The 17,775-nt window shown below is 35.4% G+C and carries 19 protein-coding genes; 11 read left to right on the top strand and 8 right to left on the bottom strand.

Features of this window, described 5'->3' with window-relative positions; all coding sequences use genetic code 11:
* The first annotated feature begins 60 nt into the window (after positions 1-60).
* Positions 61-879 (top strand): 4,5-DOPA-extradiol-dioxygenase, encoded by an 819-nt coding sequence (ygiD, locus tag BAZ10_RS01145; protein ID WP_078770459.1) that lies wholly within the window; start codon positions 61-63, stop codon positions 877-879.
* A gap of 44 nt (positions 880-923) precedes the next feature.
* Positions 924-1,442, top strand: coding sequence for a YceI family protein (locus BAZ10_RS01140; protein WP_078770458.1), 519 nt, complete (start codon positions 924-926; stop codon positions 1,440-1,442).
* An 85-nt stretch (positions 1,443-1,527) separates the two neighbouring features.
* On the opposite strand, the gene BAZ10_RS01135 is transcribed toward BAZ10_RS01140, so the two are convergent.
* Positions 1,528-1,938, bottom strand: coding sequence for a hypothetical protein (locus BAZ10_RS01135; protein ID WP_078770457.1), 411 nt, complete (start codon positions 1,936-1,938; stop codon positions 1,528-1,530).
* Between the two features lie 217 nt (positions 1,939-2,155).
* Between BAZ10_RS01135 and BAZ10_RS01130 the strand changes: the two genes are divergently transcribed.
* The gene (locus tag BAZ10_RS01130; RefSeq protein WP_078770456.1) at positions 2,156-2,554 is read left to right on the top strand and encodes a hypothetical protein; all 399 of its coding nucleotides are present in this window, start codon (positions 2,156-2,158) and stop codon (positions 2,552-2,554) included.
* A 4-nt stretch (positions 2,555-2,558) separates the two neighbouring features.
* Complete coding sequence (locus tag BAZ10_RS01125; protein WP_078770455.1) at positions 2,559-3,500, top strand: MBL fold metallo-hydrolase; 942 nt, start codon at positions 2,559-2,561, stop codon at positions 3,498-3,500.
* Between the two features lie 114 nt (positions 3,501-3,614).
* On the opposite strand, the gene BAZ10_RS01120 is transcribed toward BAZ10_RS01125, so the two are convergent.
* Positions 3,615-4,784, bottom strand: a complete 1,170-nt coding sequence (locus tag BAZ10_RS01120; RefSeq protein ID WP_078770454.1) for an MFS transporter — start codon at positions 4,782-4,784, stop codon at positions 3,615-3,617.
* Between the two features lie 158 nt (positions 4,785-4,942).
* On the opposite strand from BAZ10_RS01120, the gene BAZ10_RS01115 reads away from it, so the two are divergent.
* From BAZ10_RS01115 to BAZ10_RS01105, 3 genes are read left to right on the top strand one after another with little or no spacing between them, the layout of a single operon-like run.
* Complete coding sequence (locus BAZ10_RS01115) at positions 4,943-5,815, top strand: bestrophin family protein (RefSeq protein ID WP_078770453.1); 873 nt, start codon at positions 4,943-4,945, stop codon at positions 5,813-5,815.
* Between the two features lie 24 nt (positions 5,816-5,839).
* The gene (locus tag BAZ10_RS01110; RefSeq protein ID WP_236709582.1) at positions 5,840-6,493 is read left to right on the top strand and encodes a DUF1345 domain-containing protein; all 654 of its coding nucleotides are present in this window, start codon (positions 5,840-5,842) and stop codon (positions 6,491-6,493) included.
* Positions 6,494-6,502: 9 nt separating this feature from the next.
* On the top strand, positions 6,503-7,483 hold the full coding sequence (locus BAZ10_RS01105; RefSeq protein WP_078770452.1) for a helix-turn-helix transcriptional regulator: 981 nt from the start codon (positions 6,503-6,505) through the stop codon (positions 7,481-7,483).
* Between the two features lie 27 nt (positions 7,484-7,510).
* Here BAZ10_RS01105 and BAZ10_RS01100 read toward each other — a convergent pair whose 3' ends face one another.
* Positions 7,511-7,999 (bottom strand): DinB family protein, encoded by a 489-nt coding sequence (locus BAZ10_RS01100; RefSeq protein WP_059324066.1) that lies wholly within the window; start codon positions 7,997-7,999, stop codon positions 7,511-7,513.
* Positions 8,000-8,139: 140 nt separating this feature from the next.
* Here BAZ10_RS01100 and BAZ10_RS01095 point away from each other — a divergent pair, with 140 nt between their 5' ends.
* Entirely contained in the window at positions 8,140-9,459 is a 1,320-nt protein-coding gene (locus tag BAZ10_RS01095) for a M16 family metallopeptidase (protein WP_078770451.1), read from the top strand.
* 4 nt (positions 9,460-9,463) lie between these two features.
* The gene (locus tag BAZ10_RS01090; RefSeq protein ID WP_078770450.1) at positions 9,464-11,509 is read left to right on the top strand and encodes a M16 family metallopeptidase; all 2,046 of its coding nucleotides are present in this window, start codon (positions 9,464-9,466) and stop codon (positions 11,507-11,509) included.
* Positions 11,510-11,727: 218 nt separating this feature from the next.
* Here BAZ10_RS01090 and queG read toward each other — a convergent pair whose 3' ends face one another.
* On the bottom strand, positions 11,728-12,663 hold the full coding sequence (gene queG, locus BAZ10_RS01085) for a tRNA epoxyqueuosine(34) reductase QueG (RefSeq protein WP_078770449.1): 936 nt from the start codon (positions 12,661-12,663) through the stop codon (positions 11,728-11,730).
* Positions 12,664-12,748: 85 nt separating this feature from the next.
* Here queG and BAZ10_RS01080 point away from each other — a divergent pair, with 85 nt between their 5' ends.
* Positions 12,749-13,552, top strand: coding sequence for a 5'-nucleotidase, lipoprotein e(P4) family (locus tag BAZ10_RS01080; RefSeq protein WP_078770448.1), 804 nt, complete (start codon positions 12,749-12,751; stop codon positions 13,550-13,552).
* Positions 13,553-13,565: 13 nt separating this feature from the next.
* Positions 13,566-13,853 carry a rhodanese-like domain-containing protein gene (locus BAZ10_RS01075; protein WP_078770447.1) on the top strand — a complete coding sequence of 96 codons (288 nt, stop codon included), beginning with the start codon at positions 13,566-13,568 and terminating at the stop codon, positions 13,851-13,853.
* Positions 13,854-13,933: 80 nt separating this feature from the next.
* Here the strand turns inward: BAZ10_RS01075 and BAZ10_RS01070 are convergent, their stop codons facing one another.
* The 4 genes from BAZ10_RS01070 to BAZ10_RS18910 form a co-directional block, all read right to left on the bottom strand.
* A complete protein-coding gene (locus tag BAZ10_RS01070; protein ID WP_078770446.1) occupies positions 13,934-15,424 on the bottom strand; it encodes a hypothetical protein in 1,491 nt (496 codons plus the stop codon).
* Positions 15,425-15,456: 32 nt separating this feature from the next.
* Positions 15,457-15,633 carry a hypothetical protein gene (locus tag BAZ10_RS18915; RefSeq protein ID WP_165689634.1) on the bottom strand — a complete coding sequence of 59 codons (177 nt, stop codon included), beginning with the start codon at positions 15,631-15,633 and terminating at the stop codon, positions 15,457-15,459.
* A 338-nt stretch (positions 15,634-15,971) separates the two neighbouring features.
* Entirely contained in the window at positions 15,972-17,549 is a 1,578-nt protein-coding gene (locus BAZ10_RS01065) for a fimbrillin family protein (protein WP_078770542.1), read from the bottom strand.
* 41 nt (positions 17,550-17,590) lie between these two features.
* Positions 17,591-17,767 carry a hypothetical protein gene (locus BAZ10_RS18910; RefSeq protein WP_164474706.1) on the bottom strand — a complete coding sequence of 59 codons (177 nt, stop codon included), beginning with the start codon at positions 17,765-17,767 and terminating at the stop codon, positions 17,591-17,593.
* Positions 17,768-17,775: the final 8 nt, after the last annotated feature.

Raw genomic sequence — 17,775 nt, 5'->3', positions numbered from 1 at the left:
CATCAATGAACACGTTATCAGTTCCGTTGTACTTTTGCTTTATCAAATGAGACAAATACAATGGAACTTAATCATTTAAAATCATTCACCAACGGACTTCCCAATACTGAAAAAATGCCGGTCCTATTTCTGGGACATGGAAGCCCTATGAATGCCATTGAAGAAAATGATTTTGTGAATGGTTGGAGAAAAATTGGTCAGTCAATTCCAAAACCAACTGCTATTATATGTATTTCTGCTCACTGGGAAACATCTGGCACCAAAGTAACAGCTGTACCCAATCCAAAAACCATACACGATTTTTATGGATTCCCTCCAGAACTTTTTGCTGTTCAGTACCCTGCTCCCGGAAGCCCGGAACTGGCAACTGAACTGTCAGATGTAATAGATTCTGCAACGATAGGATTGGACAAAATGTGGGGACTGGATCACGGAGCATGGAGTGTTATAAAATTTCTGTATCCGAATGCTGATGTTCCGGTAATTGAATTCAGTATAGATGTTCACAAATCTCCCAGAGAACATTATGAACTTGCAAAAGAATTACAATATCTGAGGCACAAAGGAGTCTTAATTGTAGGGAGTGGCAATATAGTCCATAACCTTCGGATGATGAACTGGCGCGATCCGGAAACTGGTTACGACTGGGCAATAGAAGCAAACAATACTTTCAAGAATTATATATTGCAGGACAAACAGGAAGAATTACTGAAATTTCAGACTATCAGTTCTGCAAATCAGCTTTCTGTACCAACACCCGAACATTATATACCCTCTCTCTATGCTTATGCATTAAGAGAAAATAATGATAGCATAAAATTATTTAACGATCAGTTAATTTATGGCTCGATAGGAATGCTTTCCTTTCAGATAGGATAAAACAAACTTTAATAAAATATTTAATCACTAAAATTTAAGAAATTATGGCAACTAAATGGAACTTAGACCCTTCACATTCTGAAGTACAATTTAAAGTAAAACACATGGTAATCTCTACTGTGAGTGGCGAATTACAGATTTTCGATGCGGCTATCGAAGCTGAAAATGATGATTTTAGCCATGCAAAGATTAATTTCTCTGCAGACGTAAACTCTATCAACACAAAAAACAAAGACAGAGATAATCACCTGAAAAGTGACGATTTCTTTGCTGCTAATCAATATCCGGAAATTAAATTCACGAGCACTACTGGTATAGAAAATGGTAAGATTGCCGGAGATTTAGAAATTAAAGGTATTAGTAAGCCAGTTGTATTAGATGCTGACTTTGGTGGTGTAATCAATGATCCTTTCGGATTTGTAAGAGCAGGTTTCGAAATTTCAGGAAAAATCAACAGAAAAGATTTCGGACTTTCTTGGAGCCAGACTACTGAAGCTGGTGGCTTAGTCGTTTCTGACGAAGTTAAGCTTATTGCTAATGTAGAATTTACAAAAGCCCAGTAAGAAAATATTCTGAATAAAATAAAAGCTTCTCGTTTTAGTGAGAAGCTTTTTTATTTGGTTTAACGTTCTGTGAAGTTTCGATTATCTATTTAGCAGCATTCTGAGCAGCATCTGTCCACTCTTTGCTGGCTTTCATCAGATAATCACTAAATTGTTTTTGCTCCTCTGGCTTTAATTTTGAAGCCCAAGCAGCAGCTCCCTGGCTCCATGTTTGGAACTTGGTTGCTAATTCTGTTAGTTTAGCCTGATCTTTATTTGCGATAGCTGTTTTATAATCAGTAAGTAATTGCTGATATTCTGCTAATCCTTTGTTCACATCTTCATTAGAAAATTTCGGAACTTCTGCCTTAACTTCTGTAGTTGTAGTTGAAGTTGTAGTGCCAGATTCCGTTTTGGTAGTAAGTGAATCTGTTGATGTAGTAGTTTTTGTTTCTGTCTTTTTATTACATGAAACTACAAGAGCGAAAACAGCCAAAGGCAAAATGATTCTCTTCATATATTTTGTATTTGTTGGTTAACTATATCAAATGTAGCACTTTTTATATTCGTTACACATGTTTTTTATCTTTATTCGATGGAAACTTTCTATGGAAATATTCATTTACATTATATTTTTCCATAATCCGTGATTTAAAATTATCTAAAATAAGCCGCAACAGGTTCTTCTTCGGCAAACCGTAAAAGATGATTATCTTTGTCCGGAAATTATAAACATGGTAAAGAAAATTATAACATTATACCTTTCTATCTGTATAGGCAGCTTTATTCTGGCCGGAATATTACTTTATGCAAATATCGGAAATGAGAAAAAACTTTATGGTAATTTGTTCGATCAGTATCAGAGTGCTATCTATAAAGGAATTGCAATTATGTGCATTTCTATTATTCCTATATTTTTGAATATATATCAGTGGATAAGACAAAAACCTCTATTAAGATTTATCTCTTTTTTCCTGTGGCCGGTAATCATTTACATTTTTGAAACTGCCAGAAGTACTCCGCAACAGTTAAAAAATACTTCCATTACTTTCTTTAGTGTTTTTGCATGTCTTCTTTTAGGCTATATTTACTTCCAGAGAACGATAAAAAAAGAACAAAATCCTGTAAAATAAACCCATGAAAAAAATATTACTTAGCCTGTTTTTATGTTCACAAATATTTTCAAATGCTCAATCATTTGATCTTATTCCTTTAGGTGTACATGGCGGTGGAGAAGAAAATAATTTAAGTTCTTATCTCATCGGTGAATCCGGAAAAAATTCATTTTTGTGCATGGATGCAGGGACAGTAAGAGCTGGTATAGATAAAGCTATAGAAAAAGGTGTATTTTCCGTAAGCAATGAAACTGTACTGAAAGATTATATCAAGGGTTATTTTATTTCCCATGGGCATCTTGATCATTTATCCGGTATGGTAATCAATTCTCCGGATGACAGTAAGAAAAATATCTATTCTATTCCAGAAACTGCCGAAATACTAAAAAACAGGTATTTTACGAATGATGCCTGGATCAATTTTGCAAATGAGGGGGACAAACCCACTCTAGGCAAATATACTTATAGAAAAATGGATACAAATGCTCCTTTTTCTATTGAAGGGACTAATTTCACTGGTCGCATTTTTCCGCTAAGCCACGTAAATCCATATAAGAGTTCTGCAATTCTGGTTTCCAATGCACAACAGGAAGGTGTTCTTTATTTGGGAGATACGGGTGCTGACAGAGTGGAAAAAAGCAATGCACTGCAAAACCTTTGGCAAAATATTGCACCACTGGTAAAAAACAAAAAGCTAAAGGCTATTCTTATTGAGGTTTCTTTTGAAAATGAGCGTGCTGAAAATGCTCTTTTCGGGCACCTTACACCAAAACTTTTAAATGAGGAGCTTTCTATTTTGGCTAAAACTGCTCAGCAAAAAGACTTGAAAGACTTAAAAATTATTATCACCCACCTAAAGCCAGGAGGTAACCGAATTGAGACTATCAAAAAGGAACTTACAGAAAATAATCTGCTAAAAGTTCAGTTAATTTTCCCGGAACAAGGAAAGAAAATTCAGCTATAGTTTTCAGACTATAGTATATCTTCAACAAAAGATTTTTCTTAAAATATAAAATGAGCCCTACAGAAAAAAACTTCTGTAGGGCTTATTTATATTGTTATATCGTGTATCTGAATATTAACGGGTAAGGTGTTTGTATTTTTTCAGAACAATTGTTTTATAAAATGCATATGTTAGCATTACTCCCATTATCGCCATTCCTGAACCTACAAGTACCGGAGTATTATAAGCAAATCCTAAAGTAATTGGAATACCACCTAAATATGCACCTAATGTATTTCCCATATTAAAACTTGCCTGTCCCGCTGCTGCTGCCAGAGTTTCTGCTCCTTCAGCAGTACGTATCAGCATTATCTGTATAGGAGCTCCTATGGTAAATGATATTAATCCTGTAATAAATGCCATTGGGTAAGCTGTCCATTCTATTGGGGAAGTAAAATATACTACTACAAGACAAACAGCCATAGAGGAGAAACAAATCATCGCTGCTTTGGTTGGTGAAATAGAATCTGCAAGCTTTCCCCCCAATAAATTACCAAAACACATCCCCAATCCTACTAGAATCATAATAAAAGGAACTTTTCCTGCCGCTATTCCCGAAACGTTTGTAACTAATGGTGCTATATAACTGATCCATGCAAAGAGACCACCTGTTCCTACAGAGATTAAAACAATCAGTAACCAGGCTTCCGGTCTTTTAAAATAAGAAAGTTGTGAGAAAATATTTTCAGAATTACCTGAAGCTATATTAGGCAACCAAAAGAAAATTGATAAAGCAGTTCCTAATCCCAGAAAACAAATAATTCCATAGGTAAGCCTCCAGGAATAATGATGCCCAAGAAATGTACCTAAAGGAACTCCCAAGAGGTTTGCGATTGTCATTCCTGTAAACATAATGGAAATATATTGAGCTTCCTTACCTTTAGGTGCCATTTTAGCGGCAACCACAGATCCTACACCAAAGAAGGCTCCGTGTGGTAATCCGGACATAAAACGGGTAATCTGCATACTCCAGTGATTTGGAGCAATAGCAAAAAGACCATTGAATACAAAAAACATCAACATCAGTAAAATAAGTACTTTTTTCGGTGGAAATTTACTGGTAAATAAAACCAGAACAGGTGCTCCAACGAATACTCCTAATGCATACAATGCAATAAGATGTGCCGCTACAGGTATATTCACACCTATATCTTTAGCAATATCTGGTAAAATACCCATCATTGTAAATTCCGTCATCCCGATGGATAAACCACCAAAAGCAAGTGCTAATAATCCCTTTTTCATCACCTTAATATTTCTGTTCGTTTTTTGAAGGCGCAAATTTACGACCTTTCGTAGCAATATCTACCAAATTGATATAGATTAAGTCTATTAAGATTTATTCATACTAAGAATGCAGTTTAAAAAATCGGAAAAGAATCGGAAAAATTATATTTTTGTGTATGACTATTTATAATACAAAAGAATGGTTTAAGGCTGTAGTATTCATCCATAAAACCGATACCTTCAGAAAACTTGTTCCTTATATTATTTTCATGGGTATTATCTCCTGGGGAATTGCTTATTGGGAGCTGGAGAGTCTTAAGCTTTCTGACAAAAGCTGGGTGAAAAATATTACCACAGTTCACAGCCTTCTGGGATTCGTTTTGTCTTTATTACTTGTTTTCCGTACCAATTCGGCATACGATCGTTGGTGGGAAGCCAGAAAACAATGGGGAGCTCTAACCAATACATCCAGAAATCTGGCTATAAAGCTCAATGCTTATCTACCCAAAGAGGATACTAAGAACAGGAATTTCTACAGAAAGGCTATTGCACTTTACCCACAAGCTTTATTTTCTTTTTTACGTTCCGATTATTCGACTTTTATGCTTGATGATATCCAGCATCCGGAGCTTAACTTTAACTCCAAACATGGACCTAATCAGGTTGCAAATCTTATATACAATAACGTTAATCAGTTGTATAAAGACAAGGTTATAAGCGATGCACAGTTTATCAATATCAATCAGGACATTACAGATCTCACCAATATATGTGGTGCATGTGAGCGTATAAAAAATACACCTATCCCCTATTCTTACAGCTCATTCATCAAGAAATTTATCGTTCTTTATGTTATTACGCTGCCTTTTGGTTTTGTCTTTTCTATGGGATACTTTGTAACTTTAGTTGTTCCTTTTATTTTCTATATTCTGGCTTCTTTAGAGCTTATTGCTGAGGCTATAGAAGATCCATTTGGTACAGATGCAGACGATTTACCGATTGAGAAAATGGCTGTAAACATTAAAAAGCATGTCGGAGAACTGATTTAAAAATAAACAACCTGAAAGCCAGTCATGAGCTCAATATTAAATATTATAAAAAAAATGCGCCCGATCCATCGGGTGATGCTTGCTATTATTGTTTCAGTCCTTATTTTCATTATTGTACCTTCCGGACTTCCTGTACTTCCACGGATACTAATTACATGGCTGGGTTTTGCTATAACCTACATCATCATATGCTGGACTACAATATATACGATGAGCGTTACTGAAATAATAAGAAAAGCCAGTATAGAAGATGGCAGCAAAGCATTTGTTTTCCTGTTCGTTATACTTGCATCCTTTGCCTGTCTATTTACGGTACTCCTTATGGTAATGGGCTTTAGTGATAAAAATATAAGCCAGTGGTTTATGGTTCTTATCGCTATTGGCAGTATGATCTCTTCATGGGCACTGGTACACACATTATATATCTTTCATTATGCACATTTGTATTACAAAACAAAAGGAGGAAAAGGTTTAGACTACCCGGGAGGCGAAAAACCCGATTATCTGGATTTTGCTTACTTTTCTTTTGTTATGGGATGTACGTTTCAGGTTTCTGATGTCGAAATTTCATCCAAAGAAATCCGCCGTGTAGCTTTGTTTCACGGGCTACTTTCTTTTGCACTCAATACTTTTGTTGTAGCATTAACTATTAATATTATTGCAGGCCTTATTCACTAAAAAACTATTATGTCATCAGATATTGTTAAAAGATTTGACCGTATTATGGCCATTTTCATTCATCTGCAGTCCAGACGCACAGTGCGTGCGCAGGATTTAGCGGATCGTTTTGAGGTAAGCCTAAGAACAATTTACAGAGACATAAAAAGTCTTGAACAGGCTGGAATTCCTATTTATAGTGAAGCCGGAACCGGATATGAGCTAATGGAAGGATACAAACTTCCTCCGGTAATGTTTTCCCAGGAAGAGGCTCTAAGCTTTATTGCAGCGGAAAAATTAATGGATAGATTTATTGATGAGGGTCTGAAACAGAATTTTCTTTCAGCAACTTACAAGATAAAATCTGTATTGAGGATGTCTGAAAAAGATTTACTTTCAACTCTGGAAAACCAGATTATTATTCAGAGACCCGAATACACGACTTCAACACAAAAGGCCCCTGACCATACAATGGAAACGCTGTTTAATGCTATTGCACAGCAAAAGCAGGTAAAAATAGATTACAAAGGTGTGCAGGACAGCAAATGCCAGGAAAGGATAATAGAGCCAGTAGGATTATTCTATGAGCAAGGACATTGGTATATACAAGCATACTGCCTCCTGCGTAATGATTACCGACAGTTCCGTACCGACAGAGTATCAGGAATTCAGATAATGGAAATAGGCTTTTCTAAAAAGCATCCACATCTGAAACAACTTCTGCCGGATAAGAAAAATGAACATAAGGGTACCGAAGCCATTATAAGGGTACATAATTCTTTTGCCGGCTACATGAAATGGGACCGCCATTATTATGGCTTTGTCTCCGAAAAAGATTTGGGACAGGAAACTGAAATGGTATTTTCAATAAGGGATATGGATAATGGATTTCCCCGATGGCTGCTGATGTTTGGGGATCGCCTTACCATCGTAAAACCTGAATCTCTAAAAAAAGATGTACAAAACTTACTGGAAACCCAGTTAGAAAGAATAAAAAACTCCGGCCAATAACCGGAGTTTAATTTTTTGTTAAGGTGTTTATCTTTCCCAGAAAAAAGGAGGTTCAATTCCTAATGCTCTTAAATAAACATATCCCTGAGCTCTGTGGTGAACTTCGTTATCTATAAAATACAGGATATTATCTTTTATAGGGAAATTGTACTCTCCAAAAAGATTAAACGGTTTAGAGAAGTCTTCCGCAGGAATCTGATTGTATAAATCAATAATTTTTGGAGTTTCTTTATCCCATTGTGCTAATAATTCAGCTTTTGTAGTCATATTCATATCATGACTAAATGGTTCTTCAGCTCTCTTTACAATGCCGCTAAGCCCTGGCGTAGCAATAGAAAGGAGTTCTTTTACCATATCAGAAAAAGGACGCATACCTTCCACCGAGAATTCAAATAATTCTTTTTCCGGAAATTTTTCAATTACTCTTCTTGTAAGATTTCTGTGTCCTAACCAGTGGTTAAGCAAATCTTCTTTACCGATAAATGTTTCCTGTTTTGAAATTTGTGTAGTTTCCATATTGTTTAAGATTAAATTTTATTTCTGTATCAAAGTTAATAGGGGGTTGTGACAACAGTTTGTCAACAGCATTTTTTTATATTAAAATGTAACAAAAAAGAATTTTTAACTACTAATTGTAAACAATTATCTAATTAAATATGAAAAAAGGAATATTATCATTTGCTTCATTAGCCTTTTTAGGAGCGCTGATGAGTGCTCAGGAAATTAAATTTGAGGAGTACGATCTCCCAAATGGTTTGCATGTAATTCTGCATCAGGATAACTCTGCGCCAGTTGTTACTACGGGAGTTATGTATCATGTTGGTTCTAAGGATGAAGTAAAAGGGAGAACAGGTTTCGCTCATTTCTTTGAACATTTATTATTTGAAGGTACTCCAAATATTAAAAGAGGAGATTGGTTCAAAATTGTTTCCTCCAACGGTGGAACGAATAATGCCAATACTACACAGGACAGAACCTACTATTATGAAACATTCCCTTCTAATAACGAACAGTTAGGGCTTTGGATGGAAGCGGAAAGAATGCGCAGTGCAATAATTAATCAGATAGGTGTAGACACACAAAGAGAGGTTGTGAAAGAAGAGAAAAGAATGAGAATAGATAATGCTCCATATGGAGGAATTATTTATCGTACATCTATATATCCACATCTTTTTGATAAACACCCATATGGAGGATCTGTTATTGGTTCTATGGAAGATTTAAATTCCGCTAAACTAGATGAATTTCAGGCATTCTATAAAAAATACTACGTTCCAAACAATGCTACTTTAGTTGTTGCCGGAGATATTAAACCTGCACAGACTAAAAAATGGATACAGGAATATTATGGTAGCATTCCAAAAGGAGCCGTTAGTCCTAAGAACTTCCCGAAAGATGAACCAATTGTCAAAGAAAAAGAAGTTACAACAACTGACGCCAATATACAGCTTCCTGCATATGTTTTTGCTTACAGAACATTATCTAATAAAGAAAGAGACGCATATGTACTCAATATGCTTTCGGCTTATTTAAGTGGAGGTAAATCGTCTGTTCTTTATAAAAAGTTAGTAGACCAGGAAAAAAAGGCGCTTGAAATTGCTTCAATTTCAGACGGACTTGAAGATGCCGGAGTATTTTCTTTCTTTGCGATCCCCATGGGGCAAACATCGAAGCAGGCACTGCAAACAGAAATAGATGCAGAAATTAAAAAATTGCAGACAGCATTAATTTCTCAGGAAGATTATCAGAAACTTCAGAATAGATTTGAAACTCAATCTGTAAATCAAAACTCAAGTATTCAGGGCATTGCAAGTTCTTTAGCTACAAATCATGTATTGCTAGGCAACACTAACCTAATTAACAAAGAAATAGAAATTTACAGATCTATCACAAGAGAAGATTTGCAAAATGCCGCAAAAAAATATCTGAATCCTAACCAAAGAGTTATCATTAATTACATTCCTGAAAAAAAATAAACACATGAAAAGACATATTACATATATCGCTGCTAGCTTTCTTATTTCAGGAATGATGACAGCACAGAATATAGATCTTAACGCTATGCCTAAACCAGGGCCTACGCCAAGTATTAATATTACTTCTCCACAATCCTTTAAACTAAGTAATGGTCTTACTGTTCTTATAGTAGAAAATCATAAACTTCCAAAGGTGAATGTAACCCTCAGAATGGACAGACCTCCTGTATACGAAGGCAAGGTAGTTGGAGTTAATAGTATCATGGCGAGTCAGTTAGGCAATGGTACGACAACAATGTCTAAAGACGATTTTAACAAACGTGTTGATTTCCTTGGGGCTACAGTAAATTTTGGTTCAGGAAGCGCTTATGCCAATTCTTTATCTAAATATTTCCCTGAAGTTTTGGGTCTAATGGCTGATGCCGCAATTAATCCTAAATTTTCTGAAGAAGAAATTCAGAAATCCAAAGAAAGATCTCTCGAGAGTCTGAAAAATAATGAAAAAAATGCTCAGTTTCTTTCTTCTAAAATTTCCAATGCAGTTACATATGGAAAAAATACAGCAAGAGGAGAATTTCAAACAGAAGAAAGCATTAAGGCCATACAACTAAAAGATGTTCAGGATGCTTACAACAAATATTTTACACCAAACAATGCATATCTTGTTGTAGTTGGAGATATTAAATATACTGAGGCCAAAAAGCTTATTGAAAAGAGTTTTGGTAACTGGAAAAAATCCAGTTTCACCGTACCAAATGTAGAGCCAGCAAAGAACGTCGCAAAAACAGAAGTTGATGTTATCAATGTTCCAAGTGCTGTACAATCTGTTGTCTCAGTACAGAATATCACAACACTAAAAATGAAGGATCCTCAATATTTTGCAGCTACACTTGCTAATTATATTCTGGGCGGTGGTGGAGAAGCTCGTCTTTTCATGAATCTTCGTGAGAAAAATGGTTTCACCTATGGAGCTTATTCCTCATTTGATACTTCCAAGTATTCTCCTTCTTTTTCGGCTGGTGCAAGTGTAAGAAATGATGTAACTGATAAAGCTGTTAAAGAATTTATTAATGAATTAAATGGAATCTCAACTATAAAATCTGAAGAACTTGCCAATGCAAAAGCAAAGTTAAAAGGAGATTTTATCCGTTCTATGGAGAGACCTGAGACCATTGCTAATTTCGCAGTTAACTCAGCTATCCAAAACTTACCGAAAGATTTTTATACCAATTATCTTAAATCTATTGATAATGTAACGGTAGCTGATGCTCAGAATGCTGCAAAAGTTAATATTTTACCAAATCAGAGCAGAATATTCATCGCCGGAAAAGCGGCTGATATTTCTGAAGGATTAGAGAAATTAGGTTACCCTGTAAATTATTATGATAAGGATGCTAATAAAACAGAGAAGCCTGCTGCTAAAAAAGTAGATGCCAGTGTATCTGTTGCCAGTATTGCTGATAAATACATCAATGCCATAGGTGGAAAAACGGCTATAGCAAAACTAACTTCTATCTCTTCTGAAGGTTCTGCTACTATGCAAGGGATGGAGCTTATCATTAAAAGCCAGAAGGCTCTTGGTGGCAAACTATTGCAAGAGATAAGTGCTATGGGAAATACTGCTCAGAAAATGGTATTTGACGGAAAAGATGGTTATATGATGATGATGGGAAATAAGACACCTCTTCCTGAAGATATAAAAACAGCACTGCTAAAAAATACTTCGCTATTTGAAGAATTAGATTTTGCTAAAAAACCAGAGCTAAAAGTATCTGGTATAGAAAAAATTGGCGGCGAAGATTCTTATGTCATTAAAGACGGAAAGAATATCTATTATTACAGTGTAAACAGTGGATTAAAAACCGGAGAAACCAAGACACAAAAGATGAATGGACAGGAAATGACTATTCCAACTGTTTATAGCAATTATAAAGATGTAAATGGTGTAAAATTACCCCATACTCTTTCTCAAAGCATGATGGGGCAAGATTTAGTAACCAATATCAAGTCGTATACCTTTAATACAGCTAAAGATACTGATTTTAAATAAATTATCCTTTAGAGAATAAAGAAAATCCGGTGCAAAAATTTGTACCGGATTTTTGTTAAATATTGTTTACAATATGCAGATTCTTAAACTAATTTTTGTAAATTAGAAAAACCAAAATCCACAACTGAATATGATTAAGAAAGGTAAATCAGTAAAAAGATTCAAATTCAGAGTAAAAACTGCACCTAAAAGAGTACAACAGAAAAAGCATTGATTTTCTAAGGATTTTTATCCGACAGAAAGTCAATGTTTCTTTTTAGGCCTGCATATTTTGTTCGTTTCACAGGAGATTTCCTGAAAATTTCAGAAAAAACTTCCTGTGTAAGTTCTTTCCACTCTTTTTTGGAAAAGTTCTGCAGCGATTCATTCGGGTCAAAAAGAGGCTGTTGATGTGGTTTTGAGAATCTATTCCAGGGGCAAACATCCTGGCAGATATCGCACCCGAACATCCAGTTCTGCATTTTCCCATGAAAATGCTCAGGAATATCTTCCTTCAATTCTATGGTTGCATAAGAAATACATTTGCTTCCGTCTATGATCTGATTATCCAATATAGCATCTGTAGGACAGGCTTCAATGCATTTTCGGCATTTTCCACAGTGATCTGTTACCTGAATATCCGGAACTAATTCCAGCTCACATATAATCTCTGCCAGAAAATAAAAGGATCCCTCTCCTTTTGTAATAAGATTTGCATTTTTTCCGACCCATCCAATTCCGGATTTTTTTGCCCAGGCTCTTTCTAGTACCGGTGCAGAATCTACAAAAACTCTGAATCCAAATTCTCCTATCTCTTCTTGCAATTCGGCAACAAACTCTCCAAGAATTTCTTTAATTACTTCATGATAATCTTTTCCATACGCATATTTGGAAATTTTAAAATTATCATCTGTATTCAATACTTTACGGGGAAAGTAATTGTATGAAAACGAAATTACGGATTTGCTTCCTTCAACCAGCAAACGAGGATCAAGACGCTTGTCAAAATAGTTTTCCATGTAACGCATTTCACCGTTCAAATTTCTCGTAAGCCAGTTTTCCAGAGAACGCGCTTCATCTTCCAAAAACTCAGCTTTGGAAATACCACAAGCCAGAAAGCCAAAGTCTTTTGCTTTCTGTTTTATAATTGCTGTATTTTTTTCAGCCAGATTCATCGGTGCAAAAATACTGAGAAAATTATACTTCTGTCATTTTACGTTTTCGTAATTTTGCAAAGCTTTGAAAAAGAAATTTTAGATTATGAAGAAAATATTGCTTACAGGAGGTTTAATTTTATCTTTTATTTCCTGCTCTGCTCAAAAAGCAGATCACGACACGAAAGATTTAGTTAATGCTACTGCATGGATGCAAAATGCCGGAGAATATAAAGCCTTAACTATTCAGGCTTATCAGCTAGCACAAATTCGTTTAGCACAAATCCTTACACAAGAGGTATCGGAAAAGCCTAGAGCTATTGTATTGGATATCGATGAGACAGTACTGGACAACTCTCCTTATCAGGCTTATCAGATTGAAAACAAAAAGAATTTCAACCAGGAAGACTGGAACAAATGGACAAGACTTGCTCAGGCAGAACCGATTGCCGGAGCTTTAAATTTCCTGAACTTTACTAAAAATAATGGTGTAGAAATTTTTTATGTTTCCAATAGAAGTGAAGCAGAAAGAGTTCCCACTCTTGAAAACCTTCAGAAGAAAAGCTTTCCATATGCGGATAATAATCACCTTATCTTGAAAACAGATAAATCGAGTAAGGAAAGCAGACGCCAGAAACTTTCTGAAAAATACAATATCGTTTTGTTTTTTGGAGACAATCTAAGCGATTTTTCGGATATATATTATTATAATAATGAAGGCAAAACTTCATCTGAAAAAGTTCTGGAACATCCGGAATTATTCGGAAGCAAGTTCATCATTCTTCCAAATGCAATGTACGGAGATTGGGAAAGCTCTATGTACAAAAAAAATACAGATAAAAAATTAAGCAACGAACAGGTAAAAATGAAGAGCCTGCGTTCTTTTACAACTCAAAATATTAATCAATAAAAAATCTTATAACATGATTGAAGACGTATTAAAAGCAGGAAACTATCATCTTATCGATGTACGCGAACCTATGGAACTTGAAATGAATGGTGCCATCGATGAGGCTACCAATATTCCATTAGGAGAAATTGAAGAAAGACAGGATGAAATAAAAGGTCTTGAAGGTAATGTAATTTTCTTCTGTCGCTCCGGTAACCGTTCCGGAAAGGCTACAGAATTCTTCAAAGCTCAGGGACTTGATAATGTATATAATGGTGGTGGTTATGAAGATATGCAGCAGTCTCTGGACAATGTTAAATAATTAACCACTAAAACAATAAATAAAACTCCCGGCTTTTCCAAGCCGGGAGTTTTTAATATAATTTAAATACAATTTCAGTTTTAAGGAGTACAGGTAATGATTTTTTTTCCGGTTCCCTGTCCCGACATATTAGTTGCACCTTCAACACGCTGAGTAGCTCTGACAGTATTTGATCCTGTTGTATTCCATGTAATTTTATTAAAACTATTTCCATTTAATACAAGAGGAAACAGAGGCCCATTACTTACTTTACTGCCAAACATAGAGACCGATCCATCTTTACCAATCACGACTCTTACCAAAGGAGTATCTTTGGTTCCGGTCATATTATAAATAGGAGGAATACCTCCATATTGCCAGGCCGATCCATCCTGAAATTTAATATTCTGCGGATAAGTTGCATTACCTACCTGGAACTGAATTTCATTAACAGCAAGTTGAACACCATTAATTGTGAGATTAAACGAATTGTCTAATGAGTAAATATCGAATACGAATCCAAAGTCTGTTGCAGGGAATGAAAAATCCTGAGCAACACCATCCTTTACAGCAAATTCTTTTGGATTAATATCCTGCCTGCAAGGTCCAAATCTAAGATTTAGATTATATTTAACTCCGGGAGTAATATTTACTTTGTCAACCTTTAGACTTTTTGATACACCATCAAGTGTTACCGTTCCAATATTTAATATACCTTCCGGGGCTGCCGTATTAGTCTTTGCGATAACCTGAGTTTCATCACTGGTTACTGTTGGCTGATTCTGAGGAGAAGGAAAATTAACCGCTTGTCCACTTGTAATTGAATTGTTATAAGTTATGGCATCTGTCGCAAAATTCAAATCGGCAGAAGTAAATGCAGGAGTAAGAACTGCATTATTCACAACAGAGATATTTCCTACTTGTCTAGCGTCTAACTTCGTTGTAATTCTACTGAATTGATGTCTTAATACAATGTCAAGTGTGTTATCCTTATTACCTGTTACGGTCATATTCTTTTTGAAATACATCAGATCCCCGCTAATTCCTGCTATTTTAGCTGTACTTAAAGGCGATTTGTCTACCATTGTATTTGGTGTACCTGCATTTGTATTTAAAGAATAAGCTACAAAAGTATAATTCCCGTCACCATCCAAAAGGAAGCCATCTGTCTCGTTCTTTTTATAGGTAAATTCTTTGTAATCTTTATATGCTCCATTTTTGTCGTATACAATAACTCTGTATTTTACACCCTCTGCTAATTCTTTCGGAACAACAGTGGCCGCTCGAGATTTAGTGGCTGCCTGAGTCTGTATAGAAGATTTAGAAGTAATTGTTGCGGTTACAAAAGTATCTCCGTCGAAAGGAATAATTTCTTTTTGAACAATTCCGGGATTTATTCCTCTATGATTCGCAGAAGCCTGCATTACCGGTAACTCTTCAATATTTTCAATCCCTTTTAAGTTAATCTTTACATTGAAAGCAGATTTATTTATTCCATTCTCTTCGATACTATTATCGGTACTTCGACATGAAGTTACAGCAAAAGATAGTGCGAGCAGCGAGTAGCCCGCAGCCTGTAATTTAAAATTCATTTATTTGTTTTTTGTGTTAGTTTATAGAGATGCTACCATTCAATAGTACGGTTATCATCATCACCCTGTATCCATTCTTCCTGAACCACTCCACCATTATTAGGTGGAAGTACTTTCGCAGATCCGGCAGCAACTCCTTGCTCCATTTCAAGAAATAGAACTTCCACTACAGGAGCAGAATACTCCTGTTTTTGATCATTTTTCATCATTTCGTCTTTATTATTTGTAAATTATCATCATCTGTTTTCTATTTTTATATTTTTAAAGCAAAATAAATCACCAAAAATACTTTATAATAAAACAACTGACACAAAATTAGATTATTTTTAAATAAATTAAAAATATAAACAATTGATAATCAATGTTTTAAATTAAAACAAAAACAGGTATGCAATTTACACTTTTTATTTAGCTTATAAAAGTAAATTATTCTAAACGAAACAAAAATCATATTATTTATAATGAATACTATTACTATATAAAACATCCTTAAATAAAAAGGCCTCCGGAATACCAGAGGCATTATAGATAATATATTTTTATTAATTTAAGGACACACAACAACTTTTCGTCCAGTTCCTTTTCCTATAAACTTTGTTAAACCTGTTACTAACTGGGTAACAGTTACAGGATTGATTGCAGTAGAATTCCATGTTATCTTTTTAAACAGAGCTCCATTATATAACTCAAGAGGCTCCAAAGTCCCCACAGTAGCTCTTTTCCCCATCATGGAAACAGAACCATCTGGTCCAATTGTAATTCTCACAACAGGACTTGCTGCATTTCCGGTAATATTATAAACCTCCTGAACTCCTTTAGAAGTATCACCATATACTGCTCCATCTGATTTAAAACGAATGTTAACAGGATAACTAGGCACCCCTCCCTGAAACTGTATCTCCTGATTAGATAAATCAACTCCGTTAACGGTTAGGTTAAAAGAATTATCCAATTCATACACATCAAATACAAATCCTGCATCTGCAGCAGGGAAGTTAAAACTTTGAGTAATACGTGTATTTCCGGTATTTCCAGGATCACTCATCGAAAAATCAAATGCTGGAGTTGCCACGTCTGTACAAGCAAATTTCAATTTAAGATTATACTTATATCCAGGCTTTGCAACAATATTAGGTATAGATATCGCAGTTTTTGTTTTTGCACCAACCTGCATAGATGCAATTGTCAAAGTAGCCATATCCGAAGCTGCAGCACCCGGATTAGCAAACAACAAAGGAGAACTCGTCCATACAGCACTAGTAGTAGGATTCCCAGTAAAATTAACTGTCTTACCAATACCAGCTGCACCAAACGTAACCGTCCCATCAGAAAGCTTTAATACATTTCCTGTAGAACGATGATTACTCATAACCGGTGTACTAATCGACTGAATACCATTACCCGGAGAAACTGCACTAGCATCAATAATTGTTGTGATTTGACTAAATTTATGTTTAAATACAACACTTAATAAATTATCACCTTTAGTTACCCTAATATTATCCGCTCTAAAATACATCAAATCATTATTTCCTGAAATAGCAGGTAATGAAGTCACAGAAAGACCAGTAGTTGGAGCCGCGCCCGGATCTGTTGAACTATTGAAAGAATAAACAACAAAAGTATATTTATTAATCGCTTCTGTATCACCATCTAACATCATATCTGTAGCAGTAGATAAAGTTCCTATAGTAGGTACAGATGCACCAGACGCATTAATTGTATAAAGCTTCTGCCCTATATAGGCATCTCCTCTATAAACCACCACTCTAAATACTACACCCTGAACCAAATTAATCCCCCCGGCAGCTATTGGATTAACAGACGCCTGAGCTGTACCTTCTTTAAAAGCAGGAGTCATAGTTACAATAAATGCCTGATCACCTACAATAAGATTTCTAACTTGCTCTTTCTCCACAGAGCCTACATTCTTCGTTGATGCTACCGGCTCTATATCCCGGCCTTCATAATCCTCTCCTGTCAAATTAAATTTCAGAAGAGCAGAACCGTTCACCATTTCATTCCCTCCATTATTATCAACAGCACTATCAGTACTTCTACAAGACACAGCAAAAAAAGACAATGATAACATCGCTATAGCTGTAGTAATTTTTAAATTTTTCATTTGTTTGTAAGTTCGTAGTTTTACATCATTCTTTATAAGTTTTACCATTCTACAGTTCTGCCATCATCAGTATCAGGATCCCATTGTTCCTGTACATTACCACCAGAATCAGGAGGCAGTATTCTTGCCGACCCCGTTGCAATCCCCTCTTCGACCTCTACAAGCAAAGACTCGAGTTCAGGAGAGACATATTCTTCTTTTTGAAAATTACTCATCATTAAAATTT

The sequence above is a fragment of the Elizabethkingia occulta genome (assembly GCF_002023715.1).
GTDB classification, from domain to species: Bacteria; Bacteroidota; Bacteroidia; order Flavobacteriales; family Weeksellaceae; genus Elizabethkingia; species Elizabethkingia occulta.
The sequence above is the reverse complement of the archived record's forward strand: the minus strand, read 5'-3'. Positions and strand labels throughout refer to the sequence as shown.

What these genes read in the sequence shown, in the direction of transcription:
- ygiD (WP_078770459.1), top strand. Translation starts at nt 61, where the DNA reads ATGGAACTTAATCATTTAAAATCATTCACCAACGGACTTCCCAATACT.
- BAZ10_RS01140 (WP_078770458.1), top strand. Translation starts at nt 924, where the DNA reads ATGGCAACTAAATGGAACTTAGACCCTTCACATTCTGAAGTACAATTT.
- BAZ10_RS01135 (WP_078770457.1), bottom strand. Translation starts at nt 1,938, where the DNA reads ATGAAGAGAATCATTTTGCCTTTGGCTGTTTTCGCTCTTGTAGTTTCA.
- BAZ10_RS01130 (WP_078770456.1), top strand. Translation starts at nt 2,156, where the DNA reads ATGGTAAAGAAAATTATAACATTATACCTTTCTATCTGTATAGGCAGC.
- BAZ10_RS01125 (WP_078770455.1), top strand. Translation starts at nt 2,559, where the DNA reads ATGAAAAAAATATTACTTAGCCTGTTTTTATGTTCACAAATATTTTCA.
- BAZ10_RS01120 (WP_078770454.1), bottom strand. Translation starts at nt 4,784, where the DNA reads ATGAAAAAGGGATTATTAGCACTTGCTTTTGGTGGTTTATCCATCGGG.
- BAZ10_RS01115 (WP_078770453.1), top strand. Translation starts at nt 4,943, where the DNA reads ATGACTATTTATAATACAAAAGAATGGTTTAAGGCTGTAGTATTCATC.
- BAZ10_RS01110 (WP_236709582.1), top strand. Translation starts at nt 5,840, where the DNA reads ATGAGCTCAATATTAAATATTATAAAAAAAATGCGCCCGATCCATCGG.
- BAZ10_RS01105 (WP_078770452.1), top strand. Translation starts at nt 6,503, where the DNA reads ATGTCATCAGATATTGTTAAAAGATTTGACCGTATTATGGCCATTTTC.
- BAZ10_RS01100 (WP_059324066.1), bottom strand. Translation starts at nt 7,999, where the DNA reads ATGGAAACTACACAAATTTCAAAACAGGAAACATTTATCGGTAAAGAA.
- BAZ10_RS01095 (WP_078770451.1), top strand. Translation starts at nt 8,140, where the DNA reads ATGAAAAAAGGAATATTATCATTTGCTTCATTAGCCTTTTTAGGAGCG.
- BAZ10_RS01090 (WP_078770450.1), top strand. Translation starts at nt 9,464, where the DNA reads ATGAAAAGACATATTACATATATCGCTGCTAGCTTTCTTATTTCAGGA.
- queG (WP_078770449.1), bottom strand. Translation starts at nt 12,663, where the DNA reads ATGAATCTGGCTGAAAAAAATACAGCAATTATAAAACAGAAAGCAAAA.
- BAZ10_RS01080 (WP_078770448.1), top strand. Translation starts at nt 12,749, where the DNA reads ATGAAGAAAATATTGCTTACAGGAGGTTTAATTTTATCTTTTATTTCC.
- BAZ10_RS01075 (WP_078770447.1), top strand. Translation starts at nt 13,566, where the DNA reads ATGATTGAAGACGTATTAAAAGCAGGAAACTATCATCTTATCGATGTA.
- BAZ10_RS01070 (WP_078770446.1), bottom strand. Translation starts at nt 15,424, where the DNA reads ATGAATTTTAAATTACAGGCTGCGGGCTACTCGCTGCTCGCACTATCT.
- BAZ10_RS18915 (WP_165689634.1), bottom strand. Translation starts at nt 15,633, where the DNA reads ATGATGAAAAATGATCAAAAACAGGAGTATTCTGCTCCTGTAGTGGAA.
- BAZ10_RS01065 (WP_078770542.1), bottom strand. Translation starts at nt 17,549, where the DNA reads ATGAAAAATTTAAAAATTACTACAGCTATAGCGATGTTATCATTGTCT.
- BAZ10_RS18910 (WP_164474706.1), bottom strand. Translation starts at nt 17,767, where the DNA reads ATGATGAGTAATTTTCAAAAAGAAGAATATGTCTCTCCTGAACTCGAG.